The organism is Sphingomonas sp. DC5200-1 (assembly GCF_049897245.1).
In the GTDB taxonomy this organism is placed as follows: Bacteria; Pseudomonadota; Alphaproteobacteria; order Sphingomonadales; family Sphingomonadaceae; genus Sphingomonas; species Sphingomonas aquatilis.
This window is the reverse complement of the sequence record NZ_JAFCVW010000003.1, coordinates 383,958-396,245: the sequence shown is the minus strand read 5'-3', so window position 1 is coordinate 396,245 and position 12,288 is coordinate 383,958. Positions and strand designations below refer to the sequence as shown.

General features: G+C 68.0%; 10 protein-coding genes. 3 read left to right on the top strand and 7 right to left on the bottom strand.

Features of this window, described 5'->3' with window-relative positions:
- Positions 1-119 precede the first annotated feature (119 nt).
- Both ACP7A3_RS08050 and acnA read left to right on the top strand, forming a co-directional pair.
- The gene (locus tag ACP7A3_RS08050; RefSeq protein WP_426256177.1) at positions 120-839 is read left to right on the top strand and encodes a L,D-transpeptidase family protein; all 720 of its coding nucleotides are present in this window, start codon (positions 120-122) and stop codon (positions 837-839) included.
- A gap of 157 nt (positions 840-996) precedes the next feature.
- Positions 997-3,684 carry an aconitate hydratase AcnA gene (gene acnA / locus ACP7A3_RS08045; protein ID WP_017977618.1) on the top strand — a complete coding sequence of 896 codons (2,688 nt, stop codon included), beginning with the start codon at positions 997-999 and terminating at the stop codon, positions 3,682-3,684.
- A 203-nt stretch (positions 3,685-3,887) separates the two neighbouring features.
- On the opposite strand, the gene mtnP is transcribed toward acnA, so the two are convergent.
- The 6 genes from mtnP to ACP7A3_RS08015 all read right to left on the bottom strand — a co-directional run bounded on the left by mtnP (position 3,888) and on the right by ACP7A3_RS08015 (position 9,604).
- A complete protein-coding gene (gene mtnP / locus ACP7A3_RS08040; protein WP_426256178.1) occupies positions 3,888-4,745 on the bottom strand; it encodes an S-methyl-5'-thioadenosine phosphorylase in 858 nt (285 codons plus the stop codon).
- Positions 4,742-6,133 (bottom strand): amino acid permease, encoded by a 1,392-nt coding sequence (locus ACP7A3_RS08035; RefSeq protein ID WP_426256179.1) that lies wholly within the window; start codon positions 6,131-6,133, stop codon positions 4,742-4,744. Before ACP7A3_RS08035 ends, mtnP begins: the two co-directional genes overlap by 4 nt.
- Positions 6,134-6,316: 183 nt before the next feature.
- Entirely contained in the window at positions 6,317-7,111 is a 795-nt protein-coding gene (locus ACP7A3_RS08030) for a transporter (protein WP_426256180.1), read from the bottom strand.
- Positions 7,108-7,878: an exodeoxyribonuclease III gene (gene xth, locus ACP7A3_RS08025; RefSeq protein WP_426256294.1), complete on the bottom strand. Its 771-nt coding sequence runs from the start codon at positions 7,876-7,878 to the stop codon at positions 7,108-7,110. Before xth ends, ACP7A3_RS08030 begins: the two co-directional genes overlap by 4 nt.
- A 5-nt stretch (positions 7,879-7,883) precedes the next feature.
- Positions 7,884-8,216 (bottom strand): iron-sulfur cluster insertion protein ErpA, encoded by a 333-nt coding sequence (gene erpA / locus ACP7A3_RS08020; protein ID WP_017977613.1) that lies wholly within the window; start codon positions 8,214-8,216, stop codon positions 7,884-7,886.
- 248 nt (positions 8,217-8,464) lie between these two features.
- Positions 8,465-9,604: a M23 family metallopeptidase gene (locus ACP7A3_RS08015; RefSeq protein WP_426256181.1), complete on the bottom strand. Its 1,140-nt coding sequence runs from the start codon at positions 9,602-9,604 to the stop codon at positions 8,465-8,467.
- A gap of 343 nt (positions 9,605-9,947) precedes the next feature.
- On the opposite strand from ACP7A3_RS08015, the gene ACP7A3_RS08010 reads away from it, so the two are divergent.
- Positions 9,948-10,913: an isopenicillin N synthase family dioxygenase gene (locus ACP7A3_RS08010; RefSeq protein ID WP_426256182.1), complete on the top strand. Its 966-nt coding sequence runs from the start codon at positions 9,948-9,950 to the stop codon at positions 10,911-10,913.
- A gap of 140 nt (positions 10,914-11,053) precedes the next feature.
- Here the strand turns inward: ACP7A3_RS08010 and ACP7A3_RS08005 are convergent, their stop codons facing one another.
- Positions 11,054-12,268, bottom strand: coding sequence for a M20 metallopeptidase family protein (locus ACP7A3_RS08005; RefSeq protein WP_426256183.1), 1,215 nt, complete (start codon positions 12,266-12,268; stop codon positions 11,054-11,056).
- Positions 12,269-12,288: the final 20 nt, after the last annotated feature.

Sequence of the window (12,288 nt, the reverse complement as noted above, 5' to 3'; positions counted from 1 at the left end):
CGGAAGGTTGACGGGCCCCCGCTCCGTACCGCCACGGCACACCGCGATTTGCCGACTCGCATTGCCCGCGAAACGCGCCCATCCTCGCCGTTCCGTACACCGTTTCCGGAACACGCATCGTGGTTGCCCGTCGCCAGGCCATTGCGGCCAGACTGATCCTTGCCGGCGCCGTCATCGCAATCGCTGCGATTGCCGCAGTGGCGCCGCATGGCACCGCATCGGTCGCGGGGCCGACACCGCCCAAGGCACCCACCGAGCGCCACGCTGTCCTCCCCTCGCCCCAGGCCGCGACCCATGTCACCACGCCCGCCGCAGCCACCGCCAAGCCGACGCCGGCCGCCCTCTCCACGCCCACGCCCGCGCCGGAGAACATGCAGGTCAAGCGCATCCTCGATATCGGCCCGATCAAGTTCGGCGATTACGCCTGGGATACCAAGGGCGTGCCAGATGGTCCGCTGATCATAACGGTCGATCTCGCCGCGCAGACACTCTCCGTCTTCCGCGACGGCTATGAGATCGGCGCCGCCGCCATCCTGTACGGCGCCGACGAAAAGCCGACGCCGCTCGGCACCTTTCCGATCCTGATGAAGGACGCGACGCACGTCTCGCGCACCTATGACAATGCGCCGATGCCGTACACGCTGCGCCTGACCGGCGATGGCGTCGCGATCCACGGTTCGAAGGTCGAATGGGGCTATGCGACGCATGGCTGCATCGGCGTTCCCGTCGCCTTCGCCAAATTGCTGTTCGCGCAGGCGAAGGTCGGCGACCGCGTCATCATCACCCGCGGCAAGACGCTGGCGACGGGACAGGCGATCCTCCCCGCACCCGCGACCTGAGCCGCCAAGCGAACGCACGCGCAGCATAGGCGCTTCCCCAACCGTAAACCCCTTGCTAAGGCCGCGGCGACATACGCTTTCGCAGCGCTCATCGCGCGCCCGCGCGGCTTTCCCGCCGCCTCCCCGAGCGCCCTCGAGCCAAATTGAAGGGACCATAATGACCGCCATCGGCCAGGACAGCCTGAAAACCCGCACGACGCTCGACGTCGCGGGCAAGACCTACGATTACTACAGCCTTGCGAAGGCGGCGGAAAAGTACGGCGACATCAGCCGCCTGCCCTTCTCGATGAAGGTGCTGCTCGAGAACATGCTCCGCTTCGAAGACGGCAAGACCGTCACCGAAGAGGACGTGAAGGCGATCGTCGACTGGCAGAACGAGCGCCGCTCGGACCGCGAGATCCAGTATCGCCCCGCGCGCGTGCTGATGCAGGACTTCACCGGCGTGCCGTGCGTGGTCGACCTCGCCGCGATGCGCGATGCAATCACCAAGCTCGGCGGCGACGCAGCCAAGATCAACCCGCAGGTCCCCGTCCACCTCGTCATCGACCATTCGGTCATGGTCGACGAATTCGGCACGCCGCAGGCGTTCGAGGATAACGTCGACCTCGAATACCAGCGCAACGGCGAGCGCTACGAATTCCTGAAGTGGGGCTCCAAAGCGCTCGACAACTTCCAGGTCGTGCCGCCGGGCACCGGCATCTGCCACCAGGTGAACCTGGAATATGTCAGCCAGGCGATCTGGTCATCGACCGAAATGGGCGATCATGCCAGCGGTTCGGCGGCGATCGCCTACCCGGACACGCTCGTCGGCACCGACAGCCACACCACGATGGTCAACGGCCTGGGCGTGCTCGGCTGGGGCGTCGGCGGCATCGAAGCGGAAGCGGCGATGCTCGGCCAGCCGGTGTCGATGCTGATCCCCGAAGTCGTCGGCTTCAAGCTGACCGGCGCGCTGAAGGAAGGCATCACCGCCACCGACCTCGTGCTCACCGTCACGCAGATGCTGCGCGCCAAGGGCGTCGTCGGCCGCTTCGTGGAGTTCTACGGCCCGGGCCTGTCGTCGATGACGCTCGCCGACCGCGCGACGATCGCCAACATGGCGCCAGAATATGGCGCAACGTGTGGTTTCTTCCCGATCGACGACAAGACGATCGAATACATGCGCCTCACCGCGCGCCCCGAAGAAACGATCGCGCTGACCGAAGCCTATGCCAAGGCGAACGGCTTCTGGCGCCACGACGATGCCGCCGACCCCGTGTTCACCGACACGCTGGAGCTGGACATGGGCACCGTCACCGCCAGCCTCGCCGGCCCGAAGCGCCCGCAGGACCGCGTCAGCCTCGGCAATGTCGACGACGTGTTCAACGGCGACCTGACCAAGCTGTACAGCAAGACCAGCCCGAAGCGGGTCGACGTCGCCGAGCGCGGCCATGACATCGGCGACGGCGACGTCGTGATCGCGGCGATCACCAGCTGCACCAACACCTCGAACCCGTCGGTGCTGGTCGCTGCCGGCCTCGTCGCCCGCAAGGCGAATGCGCTGGGCCTGAAGCCCAAGCCCTGGGTCAAGACGTCGCTCGCCCCCGGTTCGCAGGTCGTCACCGACTACCTCAACAAGGCCGGCCTCACCGCGGACCTTGATGCGATCGGCTTCAACCTCGTCGGTTACGGCTGCACCACCTGCATCGGCAACTCGGGTCCGCTGCCGGGTCCGATCTCGACCGCGATCAACGAGAACGACCTCGTCGCCGCCTCGGTCCTGTCGGGCAACCGCAACTTCGAAGGCCGCGTTTCGCCCGACGTGCGTGCCAACTTCCTCGCCTCGCCGCCGCTCGTCGTCGCTTACGCGCTGAAGGGCACCGTGACCGAGGACATGGTCGAAACCCCGCTCGGCAAGGGCAAGGACGGCCAGGACGTGTTCCTGAAGGACGTGTGGCCGACCAACCAGGAAGTCGCCGACACGATGGCGGCGAACATCGACGACGAGATGTTCCGCAGCCGCTATGGCAACGTCTATGCCGGTGACGCCAAGTGGCGTGAGATCGACGTGACCGGCTCGGCCACCTACGCCTGGCCGGCGGCGTCGACCTATGTCGCCAACCCGCCGTATTTCGAGGGCATGGAAATGACCCCGAAGCCGGTTCACGACATCATCGAGGCGAAGCCGCTCGCGATCCTGGGCGATTCGATCACCACCGACCACATCAGCCCGGCGGGTTCGATCAAGGCGGACAGCCCGGCCGGCCAGTGGCTGACCGAGCGTCAGGTCGCGCGCAAGGACTTCAACAGCTACGGCGCGCGCCGCGGCAACGACCATGTCATGGTCCGCGGCACCTTTGCCAACATCCGCATCAAGAACGAAATGGTGCCGGGCGTCGAAGGCGGCATGACCCAGTATGACGGCGAAGTGATGCCGATCTACGACGCCGCGATGCGTCACAAAGCGGACGGCACGCCGCTCGTCGTCGTCGCGGGCAAGGAATATGGCACCGGCTCGTCGCGCGACTGGGCGGCGAAGGGCACCAACCTGCTCGGCGTCCGCGCGGTCATCACCGAAAGCTTCGAGCGTATCCACCGTTCGAACCTGGTCGGCATGGGCGTCCTCCCCCTCCAGTTCGCCGACGGCGTCACCCGCCAGACGCTGAAGCTGGACGGCACCGAGACGTTCACCATCACCGGCGTCGCCGACCTGCGCCCGCGTCAGACCGTCGAAGTGACGCTGAAGCGCGCCGACGGCAGCACCGAGACGTTCGAGACGCGTTGCCGCATCGATACCGTCAACGAGCTGGAATATTTCCTCAACGGCGGCATCCTCCAGTACGTGCTGCGCAAGCTGGCCGCGTAAGGGGGATCGTTTCCCGGAATAGGAAAGGGGAGGCGCCGCAAGGCCCCTCCCCTTTTTTGTTGTGCGAGTGAATCGCCCCACCCACTGCGTCACCCCGGACTCGGTCCGGGGTCCACTGGGCCGCAAGGGGGGCGGCAAGAGGCTCCAGCCCGCCCCCTCGCCGCAGAGTGGACCCCGGACCAAGTCCGGGGTGACGCGGTGGGTTAGGCGAGCGCCCGCCCCGCCACCGCGTCCAGCTTCGCGACCAGCGCCGGATCGCGCGCGCTCTTCGCGGTGATGATCGCCGCATCCAGACATGTATCGATCGGCGACGCCGCCCGCTCGGCCGGCAGCCCGCGCAGCAACGCCAGCACCATGCTGCGCGCCTTCGCCGCATTGGCCGACAGCTGCGCCAGCACCTGCGTCACATCGACCGCCGCCTCGTCCTCGCGCCAGCAATCGTAATCCGTCACCATGCCGACCAGCGCATAGGGCAGCTCCGCCTCGCGGGCGAGCTTGGCCTCGGGCATCGCGGTCATGCCGATCACATGGCAGCCCCATTGCCGGTAGAGCAGGCTTTCCGCCCGCGTCGAAAATTGCGGCCCCTCCATTGCCAGATAGGTGCCGCCGCGATCCACGCCCGCCCCCGCCGCGTCCGCGACCAGCGCCGACAGTCGCGGACAGACCGGATCGGCCATCGAGACATGCGCGACGCACCCGGTGCCGAAGAAGCTCGACACGCGCCCCTTCGTCCGGTCGATGAACTGGTCGACGATCGTAAAGCTGCCCGGCGGCCGCTCCTCCACCAGCGAGCCGACCGACGACACCGCCAGCACGTCGGTGACGCCCAGCCGCTTCAGCGCATCGATATTGGCGCGGGCGTTGAGGGCGTCGGGGCTGATCCGATGCCCGCGGCCATGGCGCGGCAGGAACGACACGCGCGCCGCGCCGACGCGCCCGGTGAAGATCGCATCGGAGGGCGGCCCCCAAGGCGTCGCCACCTCGACCCAGCGGCCATCCTCGATCCCGGCGACGTCGTACAGTCCCGACCCGCCGATGATGCCGATATGCCAGCCGCTCACGCGATCTGCGCCCGACCGCGCGCATAGAGGAAGTAGACGAGCAGGCCGAAGGCGTTCCAGCCGAGGAAGGCGATCTGCGTCACCACCTGCAGGCTGGTGAACAGATAGCAGCAGCCGAGGATCGCGAGCGGCGCGACGATCCAGGCGAGCGGCGTGCGAAACGGCCGGCGCGCGGCGGGGTCGCGGCGGCGGAGCACCAGAACGCAGGCGGCGACCGCAACGAAGGCGCACAGCGTACCCGCATTGGCGAGGCTGGCGATGACGTCGAGCGGCGCTAGGCCGGCGATCGCGGCGACGAACACCGCGGTCATCGCAGTGATGCGCGCGGGCGTTCCGCGCTTCGATACCTTTGCCAGGCTCTGCGGCAGGAAGCCGTCGCGCGCCATGACCAGGAAGATGCGGCTCTGCCCGTACAGGAAGGCGAGCAACACCGTCGGCAGCGCGACCGCCGCCGCCGCCGCGACGATCGTCGCGATACCGGCCTGATCGATCTCCCGCAGGATCAGCGCCAGCGGTTCCGGGCTGGAGCCGAAGCGCGTGTAGCTGAGTGCCCCCACCGCCACGGCGGCGACGATCATATAGATGGCGGTGCAGGCGATCATCGATCCGACGATGCCGATCGCCAGATCGCGCTCGGGGTTCTTCGCCTCCTCTGCCGCGGTCGAAATGGCGTCGAAGCCGTAGAAGGCGAAGAAGATGATCGCCGCGGCGCCCATCACGCCATATTTCACGCCGTTGGCATGCTCCGGGCTGCCGTAGCCGAATGGGGCGAACGGGTGCAGGTTGGCCACGTCGAAGTGCGGCAGCGCCACCGCGACGAACAGCGCCAGCGTCACGATCTTCAGCACGACCAGCGCGGTGTTGATCCGCGCGCTTTCCCGCGTGCCGAGCATCAGCAGCCCGGCGACCACCGCAATGATCCCCACCGCCGGCAGGTTGACGACGCCGCCGAGGCCCGGCCCATTGGCGAGCGCATTGGGCACGACGATGCCGAGCCCTTTCAGGAACCCCACCGCATAGCCCGACCAGCCGACCGCGACGGTCGAGACCACCAGCGAATATTCGAGGATCAGGCTCCAGCCGACGACCCAGGCGATCACCTCGCCCAGCACCGCATAGCTATACGTATAGGCCGACCCCGACGCGGGGATCATCGTCGCCATCTCCGCATAGCAGAGCGCCGCGCAGGCGCAGATCGCGCCGGCGACGACGAACGACAGGATCACCGCCGGCCCCGCCCGATCCGCGCCGACGCCGATCAGCGTCAGGATGCCGGTGCCGACGATCGCGCCGACGCCCAGCGCCACCAGATGCGGCCAGCCCAGCGTGCGCGCGAGCTGTTGGCCCGGCGGCTGTGGCTGGATCGTCTTGCGGCGGAACAGGCTCATGTCTTCCCCTTTGTCGTTATCGGACCGGGGTATAGGCGCTTGGTCGGGGCGTGGGTAGGTCGCTTCCCCCGTCATCCCGGCCTTGAGCCGGGATCCCGCTTCTTGTGCGATCGACGATAGCGGGAACCCGGATCACGTCCGGGGCGACGCAGCGAAGCTACGATTGCAGGGCGTCAATCAATTTCAGAATCGCCGCGCCACGCCCGCGATCAGCTGCACGTCCGGCGTGTCGCGATTGAGCCCGGCGATCGCCGACGTGTCGAGCTGCCAATCGTCCTTCGGCTGCCACGCCAGCGTCATCGCGGCGCGTGCGCGCGTCGTGTGATCGCGCGGGTCCTGATCGCGCGCGAGCGACGCATCCGCGCCGACCGACACCGCCTCGCTGAGCTTCACCGTCACGCCCGCCGCGGCGCCATAGCGCACGTGCTGGCCGCCCGCGTCCTCGTTCGCCAATGCCCGGATCGCCGGCGTGACGGCGATCTCGACCGTGTCGGACACGTCGTACGACAGCGGCAGCAGCAGGCTCGGCTGCGCGCGGCCGGCGCCGATCGGCTGACGTCCGACCGGCAGCGTCACAGACGGCAGGATCGCGATCGACAGGCCCTTGCCGTCGGGATGCAGCAGCGACGCCTTCAGCCCGATCACCGCGTCACCGACGCGATTCGCCCGGTCGATCTCGCCGGTCGCGGCATCGCGCGTCCGCTCATGGCCGAACGGCTGCCAGCCTGCGCGCACCTCCAGCCGATCGGTCACGCCGACGCGGACCAGCGTGTCGCCGACCAGGATCGTATCGGTCACGCTGTCGCTCTGCCGATCGCGTGTCCAGTCGATCAGGCTCGATTCGATGGTCACGCGCCCGCGATCGACGATACAGGCCTGCGTTTCGAGGCCCGGTCGCTCCGGACAGAATTCGCGGTCCTGTGCAGCGGCCGGCGTCGCGACGGCGAGCGCGAGCAGCGCCGCCGCGCTGCGCTTCACGACAGTCGCACCCAGGTAGGTGCGTGATCGCTCGCCTTTTCGCGGCCGCGATAGTCCTTGTCGACGCCAGCGTCCTGCAACCGGTCCGCCGCCTGCGGGCTCAGCAGCAGGTGATCGATTCGAAACCCCGCGTCGCGCTGCCAGGCCCCGGCCTGATAGTCCCAGAAGGTCCACACCCCGCCCTTGGGCTGGCGCGTGCGCAACGCATCGGTCCACCCCTGCGCCAGCAATCGGCGGTAGGCGGCGCGGCTTTCGGGCTGCATCAGCGCGTCGTTCGCCATCGCACGGACCGAGAAGGTGTCGTCGTCATTGGGGATCACGTTGTAATCGCCCATCAATACCGTCGGCACCTCGGCCTCCAGCAGCCCGCGCGCGCGGCTGGCGAGCCGGTCCATCCAGCGCAATTTATAGTCGAACTTGGGTCCCGGCTGCGGATTGCCGTTGGGCAGATAGATCGACGCGACGATCAGGCCATCGACGGCGCATTCCAGGTAACGGCTGTGCTCGTCTTCCGGTTCGCCGTCGAGGCCGCGCTGCGTTTCGATCGGGGTCTGCCCCTTGGCGAGCACGGCGACGCCATTGAACCCCTTCTGCCCGTGCCACACCGCGCCATAGCCCGCCGCCTCGATATCGGCGATCGGGAAGGTATCGTCGGTGGTCTTCAACTCTTGCAAGCAGACGACGTCGGGCTGCTGTTCGGTCAGATACTCGATCAGCCGCGGCAACCGCGCCTTGATGCCGTTGACGTTATAGGTGACGAGCTTCACCGCCGTCAGACCGCGAAGCTGGAGCCGCAGCCGCAACCCGACGCCGCATTGGGGTTGTCGACGCGGAACGCCGCACCGCCCAGCGATTCGACGTAATCGACCTGACAGCCGCGCACGAGGTCCAGGCTGATGCTGTCGACGACCAGGCGGACGCCATCCGTCTCCGCGATCGTGTCGTCCCCCTCGGGCGCGTCGGCGAAGCCGAACTTGTACTGAAATCCCGAACAGCCGCCGCCATCGACCGACAGGCGCAGGATGGCAGGCTTGTTCTGCTTGCCCGCAATCGCCGCGACGCGCGCGGCGGCAGCGGGGGTGAGGGCGATGTCGGGCTGGGTCATGCCGCCGAGATAGGCGCGGCGGGCGAGTGGGGCAACCGGTTAGCCCTTCACCCCTGCGTCATCATCCGTTCGAGGGACGACATGATGGATGGGGGGGGCTGGTAGGCGACCGCCGCTGCCCCCGCCCCGTCTCGTCATCCCGGCGAACGCCGGGATCCATGGTTTTGATGGTTGACGTGGCGCACGAGCCGCCCGCCGCCGTGCGTCCATGGATCCCGGCGTTCGCCGGGATGACGAACTCGGGTGGATCAATCCTGCGCGGCAGGACCGTCGGTCGACACCGGGATCGCATGGACCGCACGGTCCTGCGCGGCGAGCAGGTAATCGGCGGTGGTCAGGAACGGCACCGGGTTCACCGCATGGCCGTCGATACGGACTTCATAATGCAGGTGCGGGCCGGTCGAACGGCCGGTCGACCCCATCAGCGCGATCAGCTGGCCGCGCGTCACGCGCGCGCCATCGGCGACGAGGATCTTCGACAGGTGGCCGTAGCGGGTCGCAATGCCCTTGCCGTGGTTGATCTCGATCAGATTGCCGTAACCGCCCTGGCGGCCGGCGTGATCGACGATGCCGTCGGCGGTGGCATAGATCGGCGTGCCGACCGGACCGGGGATGTCGACGCCCGCATGCATCGCCGCGGTGCCGCGGAACGGGTCGGAGCGGATGCCGAAGTTGCTGGTGAACTGCAGGTGCTGCACCGGCTGCACCGACGGAATGGCGATCGCCCCTTGCTGCAGCGTGTCGAGCTTCTTCCAGCTCTGGAACAGCGTGCGGAACTGCGCATCGGCCTTCAGGTCCGCCTGCGCTTCCGCGCCATTGGCCTCCAGCATCGGGCCGCCCATCGCCTTGGCATTCACGCGGCTGGCGACACCGAGCGTCTTGAGCGTCGCATTCGCCTTGGCGAGGCGCTGGTCCACCACCTTCTGCGCGGCGTCGGCGAGCTGGGCCTGGCGCCCTTCCACCTTCACCAGCGGCTTGACGACATCGGCGGCGAGGCGATCGGCGGTGGGATCGATCGCGAGCGTCGCGAGCGCCAGTTCGGCCTCGTCGCCCTTGCCGGTCAGCGCCGCGGTGATCAGCGCCTGGCGCTGCTCGATCCGCTCGGCATGCAGGCGGGCGACGTCACGGATGTGCGACACGCGGGCCTGCATCGCGTCGAGCCGGTGCTCCATGCCCGCAACGCGCGTATCATGCGCGGGGGCGACGACCAGCTGCGCAGCCTGCGCCGCGCCATAGCCCGAAAACCCCAAAGTCAGCGTCGCCGCGGCGGCGAGCGTCGCCTGACGACGGCCGGTCAGGCTGACGCGGCGCAGTGCGTTGCCATCGTGAAACAGGACGTCGCGTGCGACGAACAGCGAACGGATGCGGTTACCGAGTCGAGCGCTCATGGAAACGAAGCTGTTCATCAGACCCCAGTGCGATGCGCCGCAACCCGGGGGACCGGGTCCGGCCGTAATCCAATCGTCGTGATTCGCAGCCCCACCGCGCCCCAGACGCGCAGTCTCTGCCTGCAATCGATGCGCATCCACAACCCATAGGGCATGGCTCCCGCGATCAACCGGCTGACGCGCGCGCCGAGCCGATGATATGAGGTTACGCGGCCGTTCATCATGACCGTGCGATCGCCGTCGATCCCCGCATGTCACGCACCATGACAGGCGCATGACATGCGGGCGTGACGCGGTCGGCGCGGCGTCCTATATCGCTCGCCTGATCAAACGGATGGCCCTTATGCTCGACACCCCAACCGCGCTGGACGCACAGGTTCCGACGCTCAACCTCGCCGACCAGGCGCGCGACCCCGACGGCTTCGCCAAGGCGTTCGGCGAATCGTTCGAACGATTCGGCTTCGCGATCGTCGCCGACCACGGCATCCCGCAGGACCTGATCGACCGTGCCTGGTCCGAAACCGAGGCGTTGTTCGCGCTGCCCGAGGCGGAAAAGCGCGACTATTTCGTCGCGGGCGGTGGCGGCGCGCGCGGCTATACCCCGTTCAAGACGGAGATCGCCAAGGACGCCAAGCACGTCGACCTCAAGGAATTCTGGCACATCGGTCGCGACCTGCCGGCGGGGCATCGCTACGCCGACAGCATGGCGCCCAACATCTGGCCGGCGCGGCCCGAGGGGTTCAAGGACACGTTCCTCGAACTCTTCACCGCCTTCGACCGCGCCGGCGACAAGCTGCTCTCCGCGATCGCACGCCATCTGGGCCTTGCCCCCGACTGGTTCGATCCGGCGGTGAAGGACGGCAACAGCGTGCTGCGCCTGCTCCACTATCCCCCCATCCCCGCCGATGCGGAGGGCGTGCGCGCCGGCGCACATGAGGACATCAACCTCATCACCCTGCTGCTCGGCGCCGAGGAAGCGGGCCTCGAACTGCTCGACAAGAACACCGGCGACTGGCTGGCGATCAAGCCGCCTGAAGGCGCGATGGTCGTCAACGTCGGCGACATGCTGCAGCGCCTGACCAACCACGTCCTGCCCTCGACCACGCACCGCGTCGTCAACCCGCCGGTCGAACGCCGTGGCCATTCGCGCTATTCGATGCCCTTCTTCCTGCACCCCGCGCCCGATTTCCTGATCGAGACGCTACCGCAGACGATCACCGCAGACCGGCCGAACCGCTACCCCACGCCGATCACTGCGCACGATTACCTGCACGAGCGGCTGGTCGAGATCGGCCTGATCAAGAAGTGATCGCATAAGGGGGGGCCACACCCACCTCGTCACCCCGGGCTCGACCCGGGGTCCCGCTTTTCGCCACGGCCGGAAAGAAGCGGGACCCCGGGTCGAGCCCGGGGTGACGGGTTAAGGCTAAGGGCCTGCCTGCCCCCCGCTCAATCGAACCCATTCTCCAGGAACCGAGTCGCGATCGCGCAGTGCATCGCCACGCCCTTCGCCATCACCGATTCTTCGATCGTCATCCGCGTATTGTGCAGCGGCGGATTGGTCGCAGGATCGCTGCCCACCGGCGCGACGCCGATGAAGGCGAAGGCGCCGGGCGTCTCGCGCAGCACGTACGAAAAGTCCTCCGCGCCCATCATCGGCTGCGGCATCGTCGCGAACGGCTGGCCGAGCGTGCCCGCGACGCCCTCGATCAGCGCTGCACCGCGCGGGTCGTTGACCGTCACCGGATAGCCCGCCTCGATCCGCGTCTCCGCGGTCGCGCCATGCGCGGCGGCGATATGCTCGGCAATCCGCTGGAACGCCGCCTGCATCGTTGCCCGCGTGCCCTCCGACAGCGTGCGCAGCGTACCGAGCATCGTCACCTCGCCCGGCACGATATTGTGCGCCGACCCGGCCTCGATCTTCGTCACCGACAGCACGGCCGGGTCGGTGACGGGTATACGTCGCGCAATGAAGGTCTGGAGCGCGGTGACGATCTCGCAGGCGACGGGGATCGGATCGATGCAGTCGTGCGGCATCGCGGCATGGCCGCCGGCACCACGGATCGTCGCGTGGATCGTGTCCGCGGACGCCATGATCGGCCCGCCGCGCGTCACGACGACGCCTGCGGGTGCATTGGGCGTGATGTGCAGCGCGAACGCCGCATCGGGCTTGGCGATGGCGAGCAGCCCGTCGTCGATCATGAAGCGGGCGCCGTGATAGCCCTCCTCGCCCGGCTGGAACATGAAGACGATCGTGCCCGGCAGGCTCTCGCGGCGCGCACACAGCGCCTTGGCCGCGCCGACCAGCATCGCGGTGTGCGAATCGTGCCCGCAGGCGTGCATGCGGCCGGGGATGGTGCTGGCGAACGGCAGCCCCGTCTCCTCCTGCATCGGCAGCGCGTCCATATCGCCGCGCAGCAGCACGGTGCGGCCATTATCGCCCGCCTGCCCCTTCAGGATCGCGATGAATCCGGTGGTGGACGTGCTGTCGTGGATCTCCAGCGGCAGACCGACGAGCGCCGCCTTGATCTTCGCGGTGGTCAGCGGGCAGTGCAGCCCGACCTCCGGCTCGGCATGGATCGCGCGGCGCAATGCGATCGTATCGTCCAGCCCCGCTTCGCCCGCAGCGGCCCAGTCGGTGGCAAACGTCTCGTCTAGGGACATGAATAGGCTCCGTTACTTGA

Excerpts from the sequence above, each read along its gene's own strand:
- acnA (WP_017977618.1), top strand. The coding sequence starts at position 997 with ATGACCGCCATCGGCCAGGACAGCCTGAAAACCCGCACGACGCTCGAC.
- ACP7A3_RS08015 (WP_426256181.1), bottom strand. The coding sequence starts at position 9,604 with ATGAGCGCTCGACTCGGTAACCGCATCCGTTCGCTGTTCGTCGCACGC.
- erpA (WP_017977613.1), bottom strand. The coding sequence starts at position 8,216 with ATGACCCAGCCCGACATCGCCCTCACCCCCGCTGCCGCCGCGCGCGTC.
- ACP7A3_RS08005 (WP_426256183.1), bottom strand. The coding sequence starts at position 12,268 with ATGTCCCTAGACGAGACGTTTGCCACCGACTGGGCCGCTGCGGGCGAA.
- ACP7A3_RS08035 (WP_426256179.1), bottom strand. The coding sequence starts at position 6,133 with ATGAGCCTGTTCCGCCGCAAGACGATCCAGCCACAGCCGCCGGGCCAA.
- ACP7A3_RS08010 (WP_426256182.1), top strand. The coding sequence starts at position 9,948 with ATGCTCGACACCCCAACCGCGCTGGACGCACAGGTTCCGACGCTCAAC.